Source organism: Jeotgalibaca porci, assembly GCF_011299095.1.
GTDB classification, from domain to species: Bacteria; Bacillota; Bacilli; order Lactobacillales; family Aerococcaceae; genus Jeotgalibaca; species Jeotgalibaca porci.
Genome location: NZ_CP049889.1, coordinates 1,595,378 through 1,616,507, shown reverse-complemented (window position 1 = coordinate 1,616,507; position 21,130 = coordinate 1,595,378). Strand labels below are relative to the sequence as shown.

At 41.8% G+C, this 21,130-nt stretch carries 19 protein-coding genes and 1 other annotated feature; of the genes, 3 read left to right on the top strand and 16 right to left on the bottom strand.

Annotated features, from left to right (window positions below):
• Window positions 1–152: 152 nt before the first annotated feature.
• Window positions 153–355, top strand: a binding site (T-box leader).
• A 56-nt stretch (window positions 356–411) separates the two neighbouring features.
• Together tyrS and G7058_RS08245 are read left to right on the top strand one after the other, a co-directional pair.
• Window positions 412–1,674: a tyrosine--tRNA ligase gene (gene tyrS / locus G7058_RS08250; RefSeq protein ID WP_166063081.1), complete on the top strand. Its 1,263-nt coding sequence runs from the start codon at window positions 412–414 to the stop codon at window positions 1,672–1,674.
• Window positions 1,675–1,677: 3 nt separating this feature from the next.
• Complete coding sequence (locus tag G7058_RS08245) at window positions 1,678–2,175, top strand: GNAT family N-acetyltransferase (protein WP_166063080.1); 498 nt, start codon at window positions 1,678–1,680, stop codon at window positions 2,173–2,175.
• A 39-nt stretch (window positions 2,176–2,214) separates the two neighbouring features.
• On the opposite strand, the gene G7058_RS08240 is transcribed toward G7058_RS08245, so the two are convergent.
• The 16 genes from G7058_RS08240 to G7058_RS08165 form a co-directional block, all read right to left on the bottom strand.
• A complete protein-coding gene (locus G7058_RS08240) occupies window positions 2,215–2,586 on the bottom strand; it encodes a hypothetical protein (protein ID WP_166063079.1) in 372 nt (123 codons plus the stop codon).
• Entirely contained in the window at window positions 2,586–3,422 is an 837-nt protein-coding gene (locus G7058_RS08235; protein ID WP_166063078.1) for a DsbA family protein, read from the bottom strand. The genes G7058_RS08240 and G7058_RS08235 overlap by 1 nt, the downstream gene beginning before the upstream one ends.
• On the bottom strand, window positions 3,415–3,558 hold the full coding sequence (locus G7058_RS08230; protein WP_166063077.1) for a hypothetical protein: 144 nt from the start codon (window positions 3,556–3,558) through the stop codon (window positions 3,415–3,417). The genes G7058_RS08235 and G7058_RS08230 overlap by 8 nt, the downstream gene beginning before the upstream one ends.
• Before the next feature lie 18 nt (window positions 3,559–3,576).
• Window positions 3,577–3,759 (bottom strand): hypothetical protein, encoded by a 183-nt coding sequence (locus G7058_RS08225; RefSeq protein WP_166063076.1) that lies wholly within the window; start codon window positions 3,757–3,759, stop codon window positions 3,577–3,579.
• 3 nt (window positions 3,760–3,762) lie between these two features.
• A complete protein-coding gene (locus tag G7058_RS08220) occupies window positions 3,763–4,494 on the bottom strand; it encodes an NAD(P)H-dependent oxidoreductase (RefSeq protein WP_227004414.1) in 732 nt (243 codons plus the stop codon).
• A 351-nt stretch (window positions 4,495–4,845) separates the two neighbouring features.
• The gene (locus tag G7058_RS08215) at window positions 4,846–6,567 is read right to left on the bottom strand and encodes a glycoside hydrolase family 3 protein (protein WP_166063074.1); all 1,722 of its coding nucleotides are present in this window, start codon (window positions 6,565–6,567) and stop codon (window positions 4,846–4,848) included.
• Between the two features lie 20 nt (window positions 6,568–6,587).
• Window positions 6,588–7,436, bottom strand: coding sequence for an HAD family hydrolase (locus G7058_RS08210; protein ID WP_166063073.1), 849 nt, complete (start codon window positions 7,434–7,436; stop codon window positions 6,588–6,590).
• A 93-nt stretch (window positions 7,437–7,529) separates the two neighbouring features.
• Window positions 7,530–8,378, bottom strand: a complete 849-nt coding sequence (locus tag G7058_RS08205; protein ID WP_166063072.1) for an SDR family oxidoreductase — start codon at window positions 8,376–8,378, stop codon at window positions 7,530–7,532.
• Between the two features lie 81 nt (window positions 8,379–8,459).
• Complete coding sequence (gene uxuA / locus G7058_RS08200) at window positions 8,460–9,512, bottom strand: mannonate dehydratase (RefSeq protein ID WP_166063071.1); 1,053 nt, start codon at window positions 9,510–9,512, stop codon at window positions 8,460–8,462.
• Window positions 9,513–9,533: 21 nt separating this feature from the next.
• Window positions 9,534–10,949: a glucuronate isomerase gene (gene uxaC, locus G7058_RS08195; RefSeq protein WP_166063070.1), complete on the bottom strand. Its 1,416-nt coding sequence runs from the start codon at window positions 10,947–10,949 to the stop codon at window positions 9,534–9,536.
• Between the two features lie 34 nt (window positions 10,950–10,983).
• A complete protein-coding gene (locus G7058_RS08190) occupies window positions 10,984–11,631 on the bottom strand; it encodes a bifunctional 2-keto-4-hydroxyglutarate aldolase/2-keto-3-deoxy-6-phosphogluconate aldolase (RefSeq protein ID WP_166063069.1) in 648 nt (215 codons plus the stop codon).
• Window positions 11,632–12,182: 551 nt separating this feature from the next.
• Complete coding sequence (locus tag G7058_RS08185; protein ID WP_166063068.1) at window positions 12,183–13,259, bottom strand: Gfo/Idh/MocA family protein; 1,077 nt, start codon at window positions 13,257–13,259, stop codon at window positions 12,183–12,185.
• 19 nt (window positions 13,260–13,278) lie between these two features.
• Complete coding sequence (locus G7058_RS08180; RefSeq protein WP_166063067.1) at window positions 13,279–14,310, bottom strand: Gfo/Idh/MocA family protein; 1,032 nt, start codon at window positions 14,308–14,310, stop codon at window positions 13,279–13,281.
• 28 nt (window positions 14,311–14,338) lie between these two features.
• Window positions 14,339–15,124 (bottom strand): AraC family transcriptional regulator, encoded by a 786-nt coding sequence (locus G7058_RS08175; RefSeq protein WP_166063066.1) that lies wholly within the window; start codon window positions 15,122–15,124, stop codon window positions 14,339–14,341.
• Window positions 15,125–15,732: 608 nt separating this feature from the next.
• Complete coding sequence (locus G7058_RS08170; protein ID WP_166063065.1) at window positions 15,733–17,484, bottom strand: ABC transporter ATP-binding protein; 1,752 nt, start codon at window positions 17,482–17,484, stop codon at window positions 15,733–15,735.
• The gene (locus tag G7058_RS08165) at window positions 17,481–19,223 is read right to left on the bottom strand and encodes an ABC transporter ATP-binding protein (RefSeq protein WP_166063064.1); all 1,743 of its coding nucleotides are present in this window, start codon (window positions 19,221–19,223) and stop codon (window positions 17,481–17,483) included. The genes G7058_RS08170 and G7058_RS08165 overlap by 4 nt, the downstream gene beginning before the upstream one ends.
• A gap of 343 nt (window positions 19,224–19,566) precedes the next feature.
• Here G7058_RS08165 and G7058_RS08160 point away from each other — a divergent pair, with 343 nt between their 5' ends.
• The gene (locus tag G7058_RS08160) at window positions 19,567–20,739 is read left to right on the top strand and encodes a pyridoxal phosphate-dependent aminotransferase (RefSeq protein WP_227004413.1); all 1,173 of its coding nucleotides are present in this window, start codon (window positions 19,567–19,569) and stop codon (window positions 20,737–20,739) included.
• Window positions 20,740–21,130: the final 391 nt, after the last annotated feature.

Below are 21,130 nucleotides of genomic sequence, written 5' to 3'. Positions count from 1 at the left end.
CATAGCATAGTTACTTTGTGAAAAATCGTTTTTCGACAACTTGTAGCTTCTTTGTAACACATCTGTAACACAACCCAACTTATGTCCTAAAGCGCTTTAGACAGTTGACGGAATCAAGCGCGCTCGTTATAATAATTGCAATCATACAAATATTAAAAGTGATGACGGAAACCAGTAGGATTAAGGTTTTGAATTCGTAGAGAGCCGATGGTGGTGAGAATCGGTACGACCTTGAACTGAATTACACTCCCGAGCTTTCTTAAACAAGCGTTTAGCAGACGTTACCTGCAAAGAGGTATTTCGATTTTTTCGAAATGCAATCTGGGTGGTACCACGGTAAATTATCGTCCCTGACTGTTACAGTCGGGGACTTTTTTTATACAAAAAAATAGAAATCGGAGGCAAATATACATGAATATTATTGAAGATTTAGAATGGCGCGGTGCCATTAATCAACAGACGGACGCTGAAGGACTAACGAAGTTAATTGAAAAGAAAAGTATTGGCTTATACTGTGGAATCGATGCTACGGGTGCAAGTATGCATATTGGACACTTGATTCCCTTCATGATTCTGAAAAGATTCCAACTAGCTGGCCACAAACCGGTCATTTTAATCGGCGCTGCAACAGGTTCAATTGGAGACCCTAGCGGAAAGTCAGAGGAACGCGTTTTACAATCAGAAGAAACGGTCGCTTACAACGCGCAAAAGATTACAGAACAAATGCAAAAGTTGTTCAAAGCTGGCGAGTCAGACTCAGAAATTCGTCTCGTTAATAACTTAGACTGGACGAAGAACCTCTCATTGTTAGATTTCCTGAGAGATTTCGGTAAAAACTTCAACCTGAATACCATGTTAGCAAAAGATATCGTTGCAAGCCGTTTGGAAACAGGAATTTCATTTACGGAATTCTCTTACCAAATTTTGCAATCCATGGATTACCTCCACTTATACCGTAACCTAGACGTGCAATTGCAAGTTGGTGGTGCGGATCAATGGGGAAATATTACAGCCGGTTTGGAATTAATCCGTAAAAAAGAAGGCGCGGAAGCAGAAGCATACGGTCTGACTATTCCGTTGATGTTGAAAGCGGATGGTACGAAATTCGGTAAGACGGCTGGCGGCGCGGTGTGGTTGGATGCGGAAATGACAACGCCTTACGAATTCTACCAATTCTGGGTAAACCAAGATGACCGTGATGTCGTGAAATACTTGAACTACTTTACATTCCTTTCACAAGAAGAAATTTCTTCATTGGCTGAAAAAGTTGAAACAGAACCACATAAACGCGAAGCCCAAAAAACACTTGCAGCTGAAATGACAAAATTTGTCCACGGCGAACAAGCGTTGGCAGATGCATTAAAAATTACGGAAGCACTATTTACTGGAAACGTAAAAGAATTGAACGCCAATGAAATCGCGCAAGGGTTCAAAAATATGCCCACTTTCGAATCTGATTTAACTGAACAAGAATTGGTTACATGGTTGGTTGATTTAGGAATCGAGCCATCTCGTCGTCAATCACGTGAAGATATCCAAAACGGTGCTATCACGATTAACGGTGACAAAGTAACAGATTTAGATTTCGTTATTTCACGTGAAAACTCATTCGAAGGCCGATTCATCATTGTTCGTCGCGGCAAGAAAAAATACTTCCTAGTGAAGTTGGTTTAGACGATGACGAAACTCGTACCAGTAAGAGATACATTGCAAGTTGAAGACATTGCACACATGGCTGAGATAATTTGGCAGGAGCACTACCTGCCGATTTTGGGCGAAGCTCAAGTTCGTTATATGTTGGCCACCCTTCAGTCCGAAGAAAAAATGGTTCAGGATATCGCGCATAACAAGGCCGATTACTTCATTATTGAAGCCGGCGTTTCGGAAATTGGTTATGTGGCTATCGAATGGCAGGAGAACGTGCTTTTCCTGAGTAAACTCTATCTATTAAAAGAAGCGCGTGGACTCGGGCATGCTGCAGCGATTCTAAAAGAACTGCTGCAGATGGCGACTGAACGCGGTATGAACGGGATTACGTTGACTGTTAATAAGTACAACTCTGACGCTATCGCTTTTTACGAAAAAGCCGGTTTCGAACGGACTGATTCAATCATTTCCGATATCGGCGGCGGTTATGTAATGGACGACTATGTCTATCATCTTGAAATTACTTGATTTAAAAGGATACACTAAAAAAGAACAGGGAAACCGCACTCAGCGGATATCCATGTTCTTTTTAATTTCTCTTCTTTTAAGCTTAATGACCACATTAATTCCGATAATCAAAACGCCGACTACCACCAACACCCAAATGTTCGTGACCTGCAACCATTTCAATAGTAGTAATGAGAAGCCATAAGCTAAAATAGTCGCTAAGTCCCACTTATCTTCCCATGTATCAAACGTTGCGCCACTCTTGTCCAAGCGCTTAAGCAGCCAGTTGATAGCAAATAATCCGATGGCCGCCGTGAAAACAAAAATAATATTTTCGTATTCTCCCAGCGCACTACCATAGAATCTTTTTAACAAGACGATCGCGACAACAAACACGGCTTGGAAGAGATTTTCTTTTTCGTTTAGTTTCATTAAACTGTCAACCTTCTGTAATAATCTTGGCCCAGTACTTCGCCTTTTTGGACGTTTTCTTTACCGACAATCATGTCGACAAATCCCGGTACTTCTGACTCTTCCAAGTTATAAAGCACTTCGATTTCTCTATTCATCAAAAATGGTGTGGTTTTCATGACTAAATCCAAACTTGGAACAGGCGTCTGAATCAATTCCTCAACGCCCAAGATTTGTTTCAAAGCACTCTCTAACGCTTCATACGGCTGTGCACCAACGACTTTAACTCCTTGATTTTGTTCATTTACCAAAACGAGTGTTGGAAATCCAGTTGCGGTTAGCGCACGTGCTAAGCCAAGATCGCTATTTAACAAACTACGACCTTCGAAAGAATCGGCATCGTTCAGTATTTTTTCGTGATCCAAGCCCATTTCTTCGAGGATGCCTGCCAGTACTTCTCGTTTAGAAATATCCTGGTTCCACACCATAACTGTTTCACGCAATTTACGTAAAAACGCCTGTGCTTGCTCCGGATAGTCACGACGCACAATTTGAAATGCTTGCGAACTAGGGAATGATGAATCGATTGGCTCATCCAGCCAAACCCGGCCATCAATCACCATGCGACTGAAATCACCAATTTCGCGCCAGTGTTTGGCAACATCAGCAGCGGATTGAATACCATTGCTGCTATCACCGCCGAATTTCTCCCATTTCTCAATCATTCCGCCCATAACGGTTGTGTCATTGCTAATGTAAGAAGCATACTGATAACGGAATTTTCTCAATGTCGGTTCAAATGCCCAACAGAATGAACATAGTGGATCCGTTGCGTAGTACATTTCAATTTTACTCATCTGATTCACTCTTTTCTTTTGGTTGGTCATTTTCTTCCGGGAGTGGCCCGCATAAGCCTGTCATTGGATCGCATATCATGCCTTCTGCTATGTCATCCGTATCAGTTTCAATAAATGTAAAATTTGGTAGTGTCATTTCTTTATTCCCCTCTCTTTAATTGTCCCAGTCTTTGGGACTCCAAGACCGGCCATCAATCTCGCCCTCTGCTTGTTCAATGCGTTTATACTGCTCCTTAACAAGTTCAGATAATTCTTGATACAACGCAATTTGACGGTAATCTTTGCTTTTATTTTTTAGCTGTTCAATCAGGGATAGCATCCATTCTTGTTGTTCCATCGCCTATTCCCTCATTTCCTGAAGCGTCCAGTTTAAATCATTCAAGTGCTCGCGATTCGTTTGCAACTGTTGGATAAGTAAATCCACTTGCAGACAGTCGTCTTCAGACAAATGCACTTTTCCAAGTGTCGTGAGTTCTTCTTCAAACCACGCTTCCTTCTCTTCCAACGTTCCCCACAAGCGTCCCGTTAACACTTGCCGGTACTGAATCAATAATTTCCGGCGCTCCTGCTCACTCATATAGTCAAACTGAGAAATGACAAAAAGCGGGAAATACTGCATCTGGCATTTTATAGCTGTTGCTTGAAACGGACGCATTAATTCCGGCAATGTAAACTGCTCCAAACCGCCTGCTTGATAATCTTTTTCCGGAACCCCAGTCGCAACAACCAGTTGCAATTCTTTCCCAACCAACTGACTTCCAAAGCGACCATACGCAAAACCTTCAGTTAAAACGGCATCCTGCCAGGCTTTTAGCAGTGGCGGCGAACTATACCAGTAAAGTGGAAATTGAAAAACAATGCGGCCATGCCCTTTCAGCAATCTCTGTTCTGCGGTCACGTCTATCACACCATCCGGATAAACAGCTTCCAAATGATGCCACGTCACGTCCTGTTCGGGCAAACTCTCCCATAAGAATCGTTGCGTGTGCGATTCCATCAATTCGGGGTGAGACACAATAATCAAAGTCTTCATACTTTCTCCTTCCGCTACTGATTCTATTTCTAAAATCATAGCAACCGTAGCCCCAAAAAGCAATATTACTGCCTAATCCCTTTGGCCTTTGCGGAGACGGCCTACTCAAACGGAAAATCCACTCTGAGTGAGCCATTTACAACAAAAGAGCCTACTCAAACGGAAAATCCACTCTGAGTGAGCCATTTACAGTAAAAGAGCCTACTCAAACGTAAATTTCAATCTGAGTGAGCCATTTACGACAAAAGAGCCTACTCGATGGTCTGAGTGAGCCATCCACACCCACCCACAAAAAAATAAACCGGGACAGAAGCGTCCCGGTTTGCTTTTGGCAGCTTCGACGCCCGCTTCACAAATAGTGATGCGGAGTTGAACGCCTTTTTACCATTCTTATAGTTTAGCTTGCCATTTGTTTGCCCAAACGTTTTCGTTAGGAGTTCCTTTGAATTCGGATTTTCCTTCTAGTTTGTCAATCACTTGGCGAATTGTTTCTTCGTTATTGTGGTATGCGTTAACGAATGTCTTAACCATTGTTGCATCATGCAAATGCGTTGTAAAGTTCAACGATACGAATACTGTTGGAACTTCCCATACGTACCAAGGAACTTCGTTGGACATTGCTGTCTTCCATTTAATACGGTAGTTATTTTCTGCACCGTAACCTGCTACGTTTGAAACAGTTAATGCGAAATCAACATTTTCACGGTATTCCAACGTTTTACCTTTCACACGTGTGTGGCCATCGTTAACAGTTACTTCATAGCCACGACGCTCTAATTCTTCAACGAAGAATCCTAAAGCGTTATTCTCTGAAGAAACGTTCATCGCCTTTTCACCTTCTAGGTAGTATAGACGAATACGACGGTGTGTTTCTGGGCTAATTGGCAAATTATTTTGTGTATCCTTCACCAATGTAATACCCTTATCAGCTGCATCTGCACGCATCTCCAAGTGCTCTTCACAACCGATTACTTCTAATTCAGATTTGTCTTTCAACAATGTGCCTTCTGCTTGTTTCAAGTGAAGGTTCAACTTCGCTTTCAAACCAAGAATACGACGTAAAGCATCAGTCATACGTTCTTCAGTGATGACACCATTTTTGTAGCCGTTCATCATGAACATGGTATCTTCTTCAATATCGTTGAAGAAAAGGAACATGTCACAACCAGCTGCGATTGATAATGGAACATAGTCTTCACGGCGCATTGCTGAAGTCATACCCAACATGTGAGCAGCATCAGTAATAACCATTCCGTTGAAGTCTAATTTTGTTTTCAATAAATCTTGGATCAATTCAGGCGCTAAAGTTGCTGGCATGATATCTTCATCTTTCAATGATGGATCCAAAGCTTTTTGGTATTCTGGCAATGCGATATGGCCCGCCATGATCATTTCCACACCATTTTCAATATGGTTACGGTATACGCGGCCAAATGAATCTTCCCACTCGTCAACAGATAGCTCGTTCACGCCCAACACCAAATGTTGGTCACGTTCTTCTGTACCGTCTCCTGGCCAGTGTTTGATACATTGGATGATTTCACTTTGTGTCAAACCTTCCAAGTAAGCATTTGTATATTTGATGACACTGTCAGCGTTTGTACCATAAGCACGTGTGTTTACGATTGTATTACGCCAGTTCATCAAGATATCCACACATGGGTCAAAGTTTGTATTTACACCAAGCGCTGTTGCTTCACGTCCAGAAACGTAACCAGCATTGTAAGCAACGGAAGTGTCGCCAGACGCTTCTGCTTGTGCACCGGATGCGATGTAAGTACCATCGTTAGTAGCACCGTCACCACCCGAGTCACAGTTGGCTGCAACTAGCAATGGAATCTTACTTGCACTTTGAAGCTCGTTCAACAATCCCTGTACTTGTACGGAGTCTTGCCCTTTGTAGCGCGCCCCACCGATATGGAATTTTTCCACAATTTCTTGGTTGGTAAATTCGTTCCCACTGTACTCATCTGATCCTGGGAAGAATAAGTTAACGAACAACTGTCCGACTTTCTCTTCATCCGTCATGCCAGCGATTGTGTCTTCTACCCATTTAATTTGATCTGCGTTCAAATTATAAGGTTTTTTTGTTAAATCAACTAGTTTAGCCACTGCTTTTAACCACCTTTTTATTAGTCGTATTTACTTAGCAATTCATGGAAATCTTTTTTCAATGTTGCTTGGTATTCTTCAGTAAATTCACCATTTAAGAATTTCGGCATTGCTTCGTTTACTAGACGATCCCAGCATGCTTTTTCTTGTCCAAATAAGATTGGGAAGAAATAAACACCATTTTTCTCAGCTGCTGCTTCGTCTCCGGGTGCATCTCCGACCATCAATACATGTTTCTTTTCATAACCTTTTGTTAACAAATCAGCGATTGCTTCTGCTTTTGTTCCACGGTCTTGTGCGTAGAATGCGTCAACAGAATCCAATAATTCGTGACGTTCCCACTCACTTTCAACTGCTTCTTTATTTGCAGAACTTACAATTGCCACATCCGCTAATTTTGTAATGGCTGCTAAACCATCTTTAGCACCTTCGAATGGACGGTCTTCACCGACTAATTCCGTTTCGATGGCATGGTTTACGCGTTGGCTCCAGTCTAACGTTTTCTCGAAATCTTCAGATGGATTGTTTTTCAAAATTTCTTCGATTGCGCCGTTTGAAAGTGAACTTGCTGTTTCCGCCCACTCTGTCAAAGCAGTGATATCACCAACATCTTCACCGCGTTTTTGTGCATTTTGCAATGCCATAACCAACGCTTTGAAACGGTTCACGCCACGTGTACTTGAGAATAAGTTGATGCGGTTCCAGTCCTCTAGGTATGTTTCACGGTCTTCGATACCGAAAACGTCCGCTGAGAAAGGTCCGAAGAAACGCTCGTGTTTGATGTCCATTGTGTCCATTGCACACCCGTCTGAGTCTACACACACTAAAAAGTTATTTTGTTTTTCAAAAGTTAAAAATCTATCTGTCATTGAAGTTGCCCCCTTATATTTAAAAGGAGCCGAACAGAAACTTCATCTATAATATGAAGATGTTTCTATCGGCTCCTTCCTTAAATTACTATATTAAACGCCTGAGTAAGCGCTGAATCCACCATCGATTGGCAATACAACTCCGTTAACGAAGCTTGCTGCTTTTTCGTCAGCCAAGAACATTAGTCCGCCCAATAATTCTTCAGAGTCACCGAAGCGGCCCATTGGTGTGTTATTAATGATTTTTTGTCCACGTGGTTTTAGTGTTTCGTGGTCAGATTCGAATAACAAATCGCGGTTTTGGTTTGAAACCAAGAATCCTGGTGCGATTGCGTTACAACGAATACCTGCTTTAGAGAAGTGAACTGCTAACCATTGTGTAAAGTTAGAGATAGCAGATTTAGCTCCTGAGTATGCAGGGATTTTTGTTAGTGGTGTGAAAGCATTCATACTTGAAATGTTGATGATGTTTGCACCTTCACGCCCAACCATGTCTTTAGCAAAAACTTGTGTTGGCAACAACGTTCCCAAGAAGTTCAAGTTAAATACAAATTCAACGCCACTTTGGTCTAAATCAAAGAATGATTTTGTTCCTTCTGGCATGTTTGTTTCGTGGAATTCGTTATCTGTTGTCGCACGCGCATTGTTACCGCCAGCACCGTTAACTAAGATGTCAACTGTACCTAAGTCAGCATCAATACCTGCTTTAGCAGCTTCGATCGATTCTTTATCTAGAACGTTACATTTGTAAGCTTTAGCTACTCCGCCTGCTGCAACGATTTCGTCAGCATAGCCTTGTGCAGCTTCTTCGTTTAAGTCTAGCAACGCTACTTTAGCACCTGCTTTTGCGAATGCTTTTGCGAAATCTGAACATAAAACGCCGCCGGCACCTGTAACTGCGACTACTTTATCAGTAAAGTCATGTACGAATGGATTTGTCATAATAATGAACCTCTTCCTTTTAGTTTAAGTGATAGAAATCTCGCGCCCCCAATCTATCGGGGGCTTGAGAATTTTATGAAATTATTTGTTTTGAGCTGCCAAGTTTTTCTTAACTGCTTCTTCTAAACCGTTTAGGTAAGTTGCTCCTAATGCACGGTCATACAAACCGTAACCCGGTTTTCCTGTTTCTCCCCAGATCATACGACCGTGGTCAGGACGGATTGCGCCTTCGAATCCAGCTTCAACACATGCTTTAACAACTTCGTACATGTCGATTGAGCCCATTTCAGATAAGTGAGCTGACTCTTCGAATGAACGTCCACCAACAAGTTTGATGTTACGTGCATGCATAAAGTTAACACGTTTCTTAGCAAGCATATCTTTCAAGATTGCAATTGTATCGTTCTTAGGATCTGATGCGTAAGAACCAACACATAATGTTACACCGTTATATTCTGAATCATACAAGTTGATGAAACGGTTCAACGCTTCGCCACCTGTGATGATACGAGGTAAACCAAAGATTGAGTATGGTGGATCATCCGGGTGGATTGCCATCTTCACGCCTGCTTTTTCAGCAACTGGCATGATTGCTTTAATGAAGTACTCTAGGTTTTCCCATAGTTTTTCTTCATCAACTTCTTTGTACTCGTCCATCAATGCATTCATGCCTTCTGGTGTGTAGCTCTCATCCCAACCTGGAAGTGATAGCGTACGTGGGTCCATTTTGTTTACTTCTTCTTCGTCGAAGATCAAAGCATTTGAACCATCTGGTAATTCGTAAGCCAAGTTTGAACGTGTCCAGTCAAAGATTGGCATGAAGTTGTAACAGACAACTGGAATTCCAGCTTCACCTAAGTTAATAAGTGTTTGCTTGTAGTTTTCAATATATGTATCGCGATCTGGACGACCAATTTTGATTGACTCGTGAACGGGAACAGACTCGATAACGTTGATATACATACCGTGCTCTTCTACGTCAGCTTGCAATTTTTTGATGCGTTCTAGTGGCCAAACTTCTCCAACTGGAATATCGTAAATTGCTGTAACGATTCCTTCCATACCTGGGATTTGACGAATATTTGCTAAAGTAACTGGATCATCATGACCGTACCATCTGAATGACATTTCCATACAAAAACACTTCCTTATTTTTTATTTTTTGAATTCAAAGTATTCAACAGCATTGTTGTAGCTTATATTTGTAATTAATTTTTCTAGTAATGCATCATCGTTTGGAATTTCGCCGCGTTCTACCAAGTCACCGATAAAATCACATAGTAAACGACGGAAGTACTCGTGACGTGTGTATGATACAAAACTTCTTGAATCTGTCAGCATTCCTACGAAGTTCATCAATAGGCCTGATTCAGACAAGGATTTCAATTGTTTCAACATGCCGTATTTCGTATCGTTGAACCACCAACCTGAACCCAATTGAACTTTGCTGCGGATTCCCTCAGCATTCATTTGGAAGTTCGCAGCCGCCGTACCAGCTAAATCAAAGTACGTTGGGTCTAATGGGTAAATAATCAATTTTGGTAACTGATTGTTTTCGTCCATCGCGCCCATTAAGTTATTCAATGCATAACTTACGTTCGGTTGATCCGTGATTGAGTCTACTCCTGCATCCGGGCCAATGTTTTTGAAAATACGTCTGTTGTTGTTACGGATTGCTCCGAAGTGCAATTGCATCACGAATTTCTTAGCGTGATAAATTTTACCTAATTCAACAAACAGTTTTGTTTGATATTTCGCGTATTCTTCTGTCGTTATTTCTTCACCTTTAGCAGCTTTTTGGAAGATTGCTTCAATCTCCTCATCCGTTGCTTCAGCGTAGTGAATCGTTGTCAAACCATGGTCAGAAATATTCGATCCGTGGTCTGCGAAGTATTGAATACGTTCTTCCAAGCCTGCTAACAAATCAGCAAAGCTTGTCATCTCGCGTCCCGTTACTTCTTTCATCTTCGCTAGGAAGTTTGTAAATTTCGACTCATCTTGAACAGCGAATGCTTCGTCTGGACGGAATCCTGGAAGAACCGCTACATCGAAAGAGTCATCTTCAGCGATTTGCTTGTGCCAAGCCAGATCATCAGTCGGGTTATCCGTTGTACATACAAACGTAACGTTGGAGTTCTTAATCAACTTGCGCGCTGTTAAGTTCTCTTCTTCAATTACTTGGTTACATCTGTCGTAAATTTCTTTCCAGTTCTTGCTCGTTAGTAATTCGTCAATGTGGAAGTAGCGTTTTAATTCCAACGCCGACCAGTGGAACAAAGGATTACCGACTGCATTTTCACATGCATATGCCCAGGCTTCGAATTTCTCTTCGTCTGAAGCATCTCCTGTAATCAATTCCTCACTGATACCCATTGCACGCATCCCGCGCCATTTGTAGTGGTCGCCGCCTAACCACAGCTCTGTTACGTTTTTAAACGTGTGGTCCTCAGCAATTTGTTGTGGTGATAAGTGACAGTGGTAGTCAAAAATCGGCATGTTCTTTGAAAAATCATGGTATAAATGTTTCGCTGTTTCACTTTGCAACATAAAATCATCATGAATAAAAGACATCTAGTAAAACCCTCCTTATTGTTGGTTAAGAAAATTATTTACCTTGGATAGCTGCCAATTTATCAGCAAATTCCTTCGCGTTTGCTGTTACTTGTGTCATACCGCCTTCAGCCATTCCTTTAGTCAAAGCACTTCCGACACCAACAGACCAAGCACCGTTTGCAATCCATTTGTCCATGTTGTCCAACGCTACACCACCTGATGGCATTGCTTCTACCCATGGAATTGGACCGTGTAGGTCTTTAATGAATCCAGGTCCTAATAAACCGCCTGGGAATAATTTAACCACTTCACAACCAGCTTCCAGTGCATGAGAAACTTCAGTAATTGTTCCACAACCTGGTAAATAAGGGATTGTATAGATGTTACACATTTTTGCGATTTTCTCATTGAAGTTCGGACTAACAATAAATTTCGCACCATTTAGAATTGCAAGTCTTGCTGATACTTCATCCAATACCGTACCCGCACCTACAACCATGTCTGTTCCTTCAAATTCATCAGCTAAACGACGCATTACTTGCTCTGCGTTCGGAGTAGAAAACGTTACTTCAACGTTTTTAATACCACCCTCGTAGACTGCTTTCGAAATTTCATATCCTTCTTCTTGGGTTTTCCCACGAACGACTGCAAATAGAAAGTTTTGTTGCATTTGATTCAAGACATCTCTTTTGAAACTCATTATTTTTCCTCCGTTTCGTAATTACCGTTTCACAATGTGAAACGGTATATCGCATTGCGATCCAACTTTTTTCAATAAAGCTTTATTAACCCTCACCCACTTTGCCTTACTTCATCCAACAGTTCCAATAACCGTTCGCAATGAGTGACTGAACGAAGTGGCGGACAGGTGACTTTTAGAACGCGATTTACTCACTTTCAAGTCAGACTGATGTAAGCTCGAAAGTTTTGTTAATGTTTCCAAAATGCTGAGGCTCTATCAATCGATTGCTCTTTTGATAGTCCATATTCTGCTATTCGTGCTGCCATACGCTTACAAATCTCTAGTTCGAAAGTGTCTGCGTATGTTGCTTTCTACACTACAAGTATAGCAAGCAAACCCACTGTTTGGCAAATGTACTATAATGACTTCAAGTTGTAAAAATGTGCGTTTGCCGTCAAAGGCAAGCGCTTTCTTTATTATGTTGACCGTTCAAGCAAACGAACAGCGTTCACCGCTCTCTCAGTCAAATGTGAAACCTGACTCCTAAGCCAGGTTCCGCATCGTTTTTATTATTCAGTTATGTTCATTGCTTGTTCTTGGGCAAGGAGACATAATTCTTGCGCTTTAAAGATATGAGCTTGTGTCATTGCTTTTTCTGTTCCATTAATAATATCTAAAATCATCTCGCCGAAGAACGGGAAGCCTACTTGGCCTGTCACTTGATGATGTTCTTCGCCGTCTTTTGTCACTAAGAAGACATGGTCACCTGATGTATCCGTTGCAACGTTGATGTATTTACGGATTTCAATGGTTCCTTCTGTACCTGTAATGAAGGTACGGCCATCTCCCCAAATGCCTAACCCGTCTGGAGTAAACCAGTCAACTTTAAAGATAAAGGTGGCGCCGTTATCACCAACGAGTGTTGCATCACCGTAATCTTCCAATTCTGGCGTATCTGGATTGCTGTAGTTGCCAACTTTACTGTGCAATACTTTTGCATCTGTATTACCGGTGAAGTGTAGGAATTGTTCGATTTGGTGGCTTCCGATATCTGCTAGAATTCCGCCGTACTGCTCTTTCTTGAAGAACCACTCTGGACGTTTCTCTTTGTCTAAACGGTGTGGGCCGAATCCCGTCACTTGAATCACGCGACCGATTTTACCTTCTTCAATCATTTGGCCCGCTAATACTGCTCCTTCAACGTGCAGACGCTCGCTGAAATATACCCAGTACTTACGACCTGTTTCTTTCACAACTTTTTTCGTTTCTTCCAGTTGCTCAAGCGTTGTGAAACCTGTTTTATCCGTGAAGTAGTCTTTCCCTGCACGCATCACACGGTTCCCCAAAGCACTGCGTAAATTTGGAACTGCCGCAGCTGCTACGAGTTGCACTTCCGGGTCTTCCAAGATTTGTTCCAAGGATTCTGCCGCTGGAATATCCGGGAATTGTTCTTGGTACGCTTTCAACTTCTCAGCGTCTGGATCATATACATACTTGATCGTTGCCCCAGCTTCCAACAAACCATTTGTCATACCATTAATATGGCCATGGTCCAATGCTGTTACCCCTACTACAAATTCGCCTGGCTCAACTACCTTATTCTCTTTCCCTTTTGGTGCATAATTCATTCCATCTTTAGATGCCATTCTTAAACCCCTCCATTTTTTAATACATTCCTATTTTAGATTCCTTTATTAAATCTACCATCTGAATCGTTTGATCCAAACGTGTGGATTCTTTCATTGCATCAATCATTAACATTGATGGCAGTGCTTCTTCAACGGACACATAGTCAGCTGTATCATGTTCAATAGCATTATAAAAACGCTGGATGATAATCCCGTGACTTGGACCATAGTACGATTTCGTATCGGCTCGTTGCTGATCGCGGGCCAACGATTCGAAATCGCCATTCTCGTCTATCACAAAGAGTTGATTGTTTTTAATCATGTAGGTGCATTTCTCAGTTACTACTTCAATTTCGACACTTGCATTCGTTGCATAGGCATTAGTCGACATATAGAAGCCTCTTACGTCATTTTCGAAAGTAAAGTTCGCCACAGCCGTATCTTCGACTTCCATAGCATAATCCGTAAGATTAGAGAGACTGGCTTTACAGGTTTGTAATTCGCCACCTAATAATTGCATTAAATCCAATGTATGGATGGCTTGATTAATGATAGTTCCGCCACCCGCTGTTGCCCATTTACCCCGCCATGGTTTATCGGTGTAATAATCTTCTGTTCGATTCCATGCTACCAACCCTTTGATTGCTTTGATGGCTCCGTGATCTTCAGCCTTCAATCGCCGCAGCAATTCTTGAAAGGTCGAATTGTAACGATTTTGGAAACAAATTCCTATTTTCCCCGGTACATTCTTGGCCAATTCAGCAGTCAGAAGGCCTTCGTGGTAATCCATCGCTAATGGTTTTTCTTGGAGAATATGCACACCGCTCTCGGCACATATTTTCGTAATCGGATAGTGAAGATGATGCGGCAAACAAATGTGAACAACGTCCAACTCCTCAGCCGCGAGCATTACCGCGACATCTGTATAAAAAGGAATACCGGGATAATCCTCTTTCTTTTCTTCATCACTATCACAAACCGCTACTAGTTTGCCATTGTGCGTCTCTAGGATGGCTTGGCTATGGACTTTGGATACCGTTCCTAAACCGATAATTGCTACTTTCAGCATCTCATTTCATCTCTCTCTGTTCTTAAGTTTATAAGGAATAGCTTTTTCGAAAGCGATTAGGCGTTTGACCGAAGTTTTTTTTGAAAAATCGGCTAAAATGCGCGTCACTTTCAAATCCGTGCTCATACGCAATTTCCTTGATGGACTTTGTTTGATCAGTCAACAAAGCGCTTGTGGAAGCTGACAAACGGTAGCGCATCAAGTAATTCATAATGGAAAATCCAGTCATTTCCTTAAATACGTGTGAAATATAGGATTTGCTTAATTCCAGGCCATTTGCGATATCTTCAATGGCGATTGCGTCACGGTAGTATTGGAAAATATAGGTCAATACGTCTTCGGCGATTTTTATCTTTTCATCTTTATATAGACGGCTTTTGTCTCGAATTGCGACCGTAGAGAGGTCGATTCGTAATAAAAGCCCAGTAATCATTGTTTTTCGTAGTGCTTCATGCTTATAATTATGGGTCAAATCGTTCAACTGGTCAATTTTTAAGAACGAGTGCTCAATGGCTTCGGCATCCTCTTTGGAAAATAAACGAATCTTTCCATTGCGATTCTCACTGAATAAATCGAGTAAGTAAGCGACACCCAGTTCTTCCAACAATGGTTGGAGCCATTTTGAATGAAATTGGATAATACTTCGTTCATACGTTTCGCTTTCGTCGAATACATAGGCACTTTGAATGGTCTTCCCATCAAGTAAAAGCAAGTCTCCCGGGCGGAGCGGATAAATTTTGTTACCTACTAAATAGCGACAGTTACCTGCGTGCACCAATATCATTTCGAACTTTGGTTGTTCTTTAAAATCCATTTCGGACTCTTTTCCTTCTTTTCGATAAACTGCTCTCAATTTAATAGAAATTCTGCTCTCCTCCTTTCGGAAGCTCCTAATAATTATATATGAACCGTTTTCTTTTTAACAATGACTGCAACTGCTTACATTGGTTTGCGGTTGACCAGAAGTGCTTTTTTTGTTAGAACGTTCACGAACAGGACTAAGAGTCAAAAAAAAAGCAGATCTGATAGCCGCTTTGTCATTAACTTAAGGGAGTTAACAGCTATAGAAAGGGAGCATTTTTTAAGTTATCCGAGATGAGATGGAAATGCCCCGCTGCCCTCCGACCATTTCCAACAAATAACCTTCTGGTTTAAATGGCTTGCTTTTTATCGTTGATGTTACCTTCAACCACCGACCAACTGATTTTAAAACTATTTACAACGAGTTCGAATGGGAAATTCACCGACCAACTGATTTTAAAACTATTTACAACGAGTTCGAATGGGAAACAACTAGCTAAATTAGAAAACACCGTCATATCTAGGAAGAATAATCCTTGATATGACGGTGTTTTTAATTACTCAGACTATAAATTATTACTAAAAAGGGACTTTTCCCACTCTTCTTTCCTATTAACTCACTTACGCACCGTTTCCTTCTTTTTGCATCCGGTACATTTGGGCATAGACACCATTTTGTTGTAACAATTCAGTATGTGTCCCACGTTCAACAATTTCGCCGCTTTCCAATACCAGAATTTGATTCGCATGTTGAATCGTAGATAAGCGGTGCGCGATGATAAATGTCGTCCGCCCCTCTTTCAACACATCCATCGCGTGTTGGATAACTTGCTCGGTTTCCGTATCAATGGAAGACGTCGCTTCATCTAAGATTAGAATCTTCGGATCAAAGGCCAGTGCACGCGCAAATGATATCAATTGACGCTGTCCGGAACTCAAAGTTGCACCCTTTTCCACAACGGGCTCCTGCATCCCTTTTTCGAAATGACTCAACATTGGGCCTCCGCCCACTTCCAGAAGTGCACGCTTCGCTGTTTCTGCATCGATACCCGGATCGCCCAAAGTGATATTGGATTCCAGCGTACCGGTAAATAGAAACGGATCTTGCAACACAATCCCCATACCTTTACGGACACTTTGACGGGAATAGTCTGTCGTCGCATGCCCATCAATTTTAATTTGGCCTTCTTGCGGATCATAGAAGCGGAACAAGAGGTTCATAATAGAGCTCTTTCCGGAACCGGTGTGCCCCACCAATGCAACTGTTTCGCCCGGATTCGCAGTAAAGTGAATATCTTTCAATACTTTCTTGTCATCGCTATAACCAAAGCTGACATGGTCGAAGGAAACTTCTCCGGCTGCAACCGGAAGTTCGCCTTCTTTCTCCACTTCGCCCGGTGTATCAACTAATTCAAAAACCCGTTCACCCGCCGCAATCGCCTGTTGAACGAATGCCATTTGCTGGATAATACCTTGAATCGGGTCAAACAGACGTGTGATGTAATCACCAAACACATACAGCGTACCAATCGAAATCCCTAATACACCGTCTAAATATTGCGTGGAGAAATAGACCATCATCAGTAAGAGTGCTATATGACGCAATAACCCTCCTAAAGTAAATTGTGCCGCTGAATCCAGAAGCACGTATTTACGTTCCGTTTCAAACCATTCATTATTAATGACTTGGAACTCATCAGCAATCTGCTCTTCTTGTTGGAACGCTTGAATAATCGACATCCCTTGGACCGATTCATTAATCTTTCCGTTGATGTCACTATTCAATTCACGCTCTTTCCGGCTCAATGCACCTGCGTACTTACTATAAAACTTATGCCATATAAACATTAAAGGAAGCAATACTAATAAAGCTATTCCCAATCCTTTGTGCAGGCGCGTAATCGCAATGTACGTTCCAATTACATAGGTAATATTTAACATCACATTACTGATCGTTGCGACATAGAACTGTTGACGCAAGACCTCCGTATCGTTTGTAATGCGAGAAACCACTTTACCGGCCGGCAAGTTATCGAAGTACCGGATTGGCAATGTTTGTAAGTGACGATATGCTTCGTCACGAATCCGTTTCACGATACTATTCGCTGCTTTCGTTAAAATCAAGAAACTGATGTAACGCAATACCGCAGTCAACAGCATTAAAACAGCATAGATGACCAACAAACGTAATAAGACGTTTGTGACAAATACGCCCTCAGCAGCTGCCGGTGTAATGACATCATCAATCACGCGTTGTGCAATTAATGGTGCTGACAAGTCCGCGAACACCGCAGCAATCAACAAACCAAAACCAACTACAAATTTTAATTTATCAAATTTCATATATGTTAAAAGTCGTTTGAATGTTTTCATTCTTCGTCACCTTCTTTCAATTCTTGACGAAGAAATTGGGTATAGTACCAACCACCAAGTTTCAGTAATGCTTCGTGCGTACCTCTTTCGATAATCACACCATCTTCCAAAACGACAATTTCGTCGGCTTGTTTCACTGCGGAAAGGCGGTGGGTTGAGATAATCGTTGTCTTCCCTTTTCTAACGTTTTGAATATTTGCAATAATCTTTTGTTCGGTTTTGGCATCCACCGCTGAGAGTGAATCATCCAAAATAAGAATCTCCGGATCTTTAATCAACGCCCGTGCAATCGAAACACGCTGCTTCTGACCACCCGAAATCGACACACCTTTTTCACCAATCATCGTGTCGAGACCTTTTTCCATTCGCAACAAATCATCCTCAAACGCTGCGATATGAACACTTTCCATAATTTCTTCGTCAGTCGCGCTCCCTTTCCCAAAAGCGATATTCTCCCGAACACTACGAGAAAATAAGACATGGTCTTGCGGAACGTAACCAATTAACTTTTGGAAATGACGGCCTTGATAATCCAAGACATTCGTATCGCCATAACGAAACTCGCCTTCTCCAAGCGGATATTGGCGCAATAATTGACGCAGGAATGTCGTTTTACCGGCACCAGTCTTCCCTACGACACCTAACATTTTGCCTTTTGGAATCACGATATCGATTTGTTTCAGGTTCTTATCTGTACTGGATGGGTATTGGAAATCCAACCCATGCATAATAATATCATCGGCTGTTTCGATTAATTTCAAGCCACTTTCTTCCATATTATCTTTTGTATCCAGCACTTCTTCGACCCGAATCATCGATGCACTACCTTGACGCAGAACATTCGTTAATTCACCGATGGAAATAATTGGCCATACAATCATACCGAGGTACATTTGAAACGCGACTATATCCCCAACCGTCAATACATTCTGGCTGACCAGGTACGCCCCGTAACCAAAGGCGATGATATTACTAAACGTAATAAAGAACTTAACCATCGGCGTAAACAGTGCATTCGCTTCAGCTACTTTATTATTTTTACCCAACATACTCTCTGTCTCTTTGCGGAACGTGTCCACGTAATCTTCCTCTTTGACATATGCGCGAATCACGCGGATGCCATCAATGACTTCTAGTACATCGTTATTTAAGGAAGAAAAAGCATCTTGGGCAATCGTATAACGTTTCTCAACGATATTACCGACTTTACCAAATGTATACGCCAAAAATATCAGAGGAAATAAACTAAATAAAGCCAGACGCCACGATACAGATACGCCCATCATGGTAATAATCGTTACCAAGAAGAGTGTCGCATTCATCAGCACCATCATGCCGTAACCAGCTGTATCCGAAATCGAGCGGATATCTTGGGTAGAACGGGCCATCAAATCCCCTACTCGGAATTTTTCATAAAATGAAGCACGCATCTTCAAAAAATGCGCCATCATATTTTTACGCATATCGCGTTGAAGTTTGGCCGATCCTGTAAAAAGGTAATAGGACCAAGTGAACTCTAATAAATAAGCTGCAACCAAACTGAATAAAAAGGCACCGCCGAATTTCATTAATAAGGCACCGGTTAGTTCTTGTTTGATGATGCTGTCGATGATTCGCCCGATTAAATACGGAATAAAAACACTAAACAAGTTACTAGCAATCATCGTAAAAAATGAAATAAGATAATCTTTTTTGTTTTGCTTAAAGAAGTCTTTCAATTTAAACATGACACTAAACATTCTGTCTTTCCCTCTTTTCTGCCTTCCTACGATTCCACTTATTAAAAATAAGCACAAAAAGAGCGTAATCCGTCCGTGACAGATTACGCCCATTTTCATTTAAAATAAATGGTCAAATCGTTCTATGGAAGGAGGTAGTTTCGTATTGATTGTAAACGTGTACTGCAACAATGTTATTCATTGTGTTACCCTCCTTTTCTTAGTCTGTTTCTATTTTAACCGTTTGCATTTAATAGAACAAGTGTTAAATGAAATTTTCGTAAGAAAAACTAGTACTTTCCCAGAAGCAACGAAACTGTTATGATAGTTAGAATAAATTTAGAAGTTAGAGGTGGCATATTCTATGCATCAATGGTCGACATTATCACAAAACTACCCAGCATCCAGCATTCGTAAAATGGCAAAACGCGCGCGTGAAATCGGCAATCCGATTATGCTGACAATGGGTGAACCTAATTTTGAAACACCGGATTTTATTAAGCAGGCTGCTATTCAGGGCATTAACGAAAATCGTACGTACTATGGACCCAACGTGGGCGAACATAATTTCCAAACGGCAGTTGCGGATAAATATACTAAAATGACTGGGTTTCAATTCGAGCCGGATAATATTATGGCGTCGTTTGGAGCTACAGAAGGTATTTTATTAGTGATGATGAGTGTATTGAACGAAGGCGATGAAGTGTTGGTTTCCAATCCACACTACCCGAACTATTTGGGGCAGATTATGTCAGTCGGTGCGCAGGCAGTTGACGTCCCTGTTTACGAAAAGAATCAATTTAAGATTCAAGCAGCAGACATCGAAGCAGCGATTACGGACAAGACTAAACTACTGATTATCAATTCGCCGAATAATCCCTTGGGTTCGATTTTGGACCGTGAAGATTATGAAGCGATTCTAGCCGTTGCCGATAAACATAAAATTACAATTCTATCGGATGAGGTCTATGAAAATATTATTTATGACGGCAAGGAACATGTCAGCTTGTTCCAAATTCCAGGCGCCAGCGAGAATCATTTCGTTGTGAACAGTTTTTCGAAAACTTATGCGATGACCGGCTGGCGAGCTGGGTATGTTGTGGGTCATAAACAAGCGATTCACGTCATGGCAGAATTCCGCGAAGGGATTGGCTTTGCGGTGGCTCCTTTCACACAAGATGCTGCCGTTGCAGCTCTAGAATCCGACCAAACAATCGTACGTGAATACTTACAGGCTTATGATGAACGTCGTCATATCGTTGTGGATGGTCTGAACGCAATTCCCGGCTTCACGTGTTTGAAAACAGAAGGCGCCTTCTACGCTTTCCCAAATATCCAGGCCTTCAATAAATCATCAGAAGCGTTTGCGATGGAATTATTAGAGCATACTCACGTTGCTATCACACCCGGTTCTGCATTTGGTTCGATGGGTGAAGGTTATCTCCGAATTTCATTTGCCCAGTCAACCGAAGATTTGAAAGAAGCTATTTCGCGGATTGGGGAATATGTGGCTCGGGCTTATCCGGAGTTGCATTAGTGGTAGAGCACTCAGAGTCCATATTGGATTTGAGTCAGCGGTTTGCGGATAAAACGACTACTCAAAGGCTGTTTCACGTTTGAGTCAGCGTTTTGCGGATAAAACGACTACTCAAAGCCAGTTTCGCGTGTGAGTCAGCGTTTTGCGGACAAAACGACTACTCAAAGCCAGTTTCGCGTGTGAGTCAGCGTTTTGCGGACAAAACGACTACTCAAAGCCAGTTTCGCGTGTGAGTCAGCGTTTTACGAATAAAACGACTACTCAAAGCCAGTTTCACGTTTGAGTCAGCGTTTTGCGGATAAAACGACTACTCAAAGCCAGTTTCGCGTGTGAGTCAGCGTTTTACGAATAAAACGACTACTCAAAGCCAGTTTCACGCTTGAGTCAGCGT

What these genes read in the sequence shown, in the direction of transcription:
- tyrS (WP_166063081.1), top strand. Translation starts at nt 412, where the DNA reads ATGAATATTATTGAAGATTTAGAATGGCGCGGTGCCATTAATCAACAG.
- G7058_RS08245 (WP_166063080.1), top strand. Translation starts at nt 1,678, where the DNA reads ATGACGAAACTCGTACCAGTAAGAGATACATTGCAAGTTGAAGACATT.
- G7058_RS08240 (WP_166063079.1), bottom strand. Translation starts at nt 2,586, where the DNA reads ATGAAACTAAACGAAAAAGAAAATCTCTTCCAAGCCGTGTTTGTTGTC.
- G7058_RS08235 (WP_166063078.1), bottom strand. Translation starts at nt 3,422, where the DNA reads ATGAGTAAAATTGAAATGTACTACGCAACGGATCCACTATGTTCATTC.
- G7058_RS08230 (WP_166063077.1), bottom strand. Translation starts at nt 3,558, where the DNA reads ATGACACTACCAAATTTTACATTTATTGAAACTGATACGGATGACATA.
- G7058_RS08225 (WP_166063076.1), bottom strand. Translation starts at nt 3,759, where the DNA reads ATGGAACAACAAGAATGGATGCTATCCCTGATTGAACAGCTAAAAAAT.
- G7058_RS08220 (WP_227004414.1), bottom strand. Translation starts at nt 4,494, where the DNA reads ATGATTTTAGAAATAGAATCAGTAGCGGAAGGAGAAAGTATGAAGACT.
- G7058_RS08210 (WP_166063073.1), bottom strand. Translation starts at nt 7,436, where the DNA reads ATGACAGATAGATTTTTAACTTTTGAAAAACAAAATAACTTTTTAGTG.
- G7058_RS08205 (WP_166063072.1), bottom strand. Translation starts at nt 8,378, where the DNA reads ATGACAAATCCATTCGTACATGACTTTACTGATAAAGTAGTCGCAGTT.
- uxuA (WP_166063071.1), bottom strand. Translation starts at nt 9,512, where the DNA reads ATGGAAATGTCATTCAGATGGTACGGTCATGATGATCCAGTTACTTTA.
- uxaC (WP_166063070.1), bottom strand. Translation starts at nt 10,949, where the DNA reads ATGTCTTTTATTCATGATGATTTTATGTTGCAAAGTGAAACAGCGAAA.
- G7058_RS08190 (WP_166063069.1), bottom strand. Translation starts at nt 11,631, where the DNA reads ATGAGTTTCAAAAGAGATGTCTTGAATCAAATGCAACAAAACTTTCTA.
- G7058_RS08185 (WP_166063068.1), bottom strand. Translation starts at nt 13,259, where the DNA reads ATGGCATCTAAAGATGGAATGAATTATGCACCAAAAGGGAAAGAGAAT.
- G7058_RS08180 (WP_166063067.1), bottom strand. Translation starts at nt 14,310, where the DNA reads ATGCTGAAAGTAGCAATTATCGGTTTAGGAACGGTATCCAAAGTCCAT.
- G7058_RS08175 (WP_166063066.1), bottom strand. Translation starts at nt 15,124, where the DNA reads ATGGATTTTAAAGAACAACCAAAGTTCGAAATGATATTGGTGCACGCA.
- G7058_RS08170 (WP_166063065.1), bottom strand. Translation starts at nt 17,484, where the DNA reads ATGAAAACATTCAAACGACTTTTAACATATATGAAATTTGATAAATTA.
- G7058_RS08165 (WP_166063064.1), bottom strand. Translation starts at nt 19,223, where the DNA reads ATGTTTAGTGTCATGTTTAAATTGAAAGACTTCTTTAAGCAAAACAAA.
- G7058_RS08160 (WP_227004413.1), top strand. Translation starts at nt 19,567, where the DNA reads ATGCATCAATGGTCGACATTATCACAAAACTACCCAGCATCCAGCATT.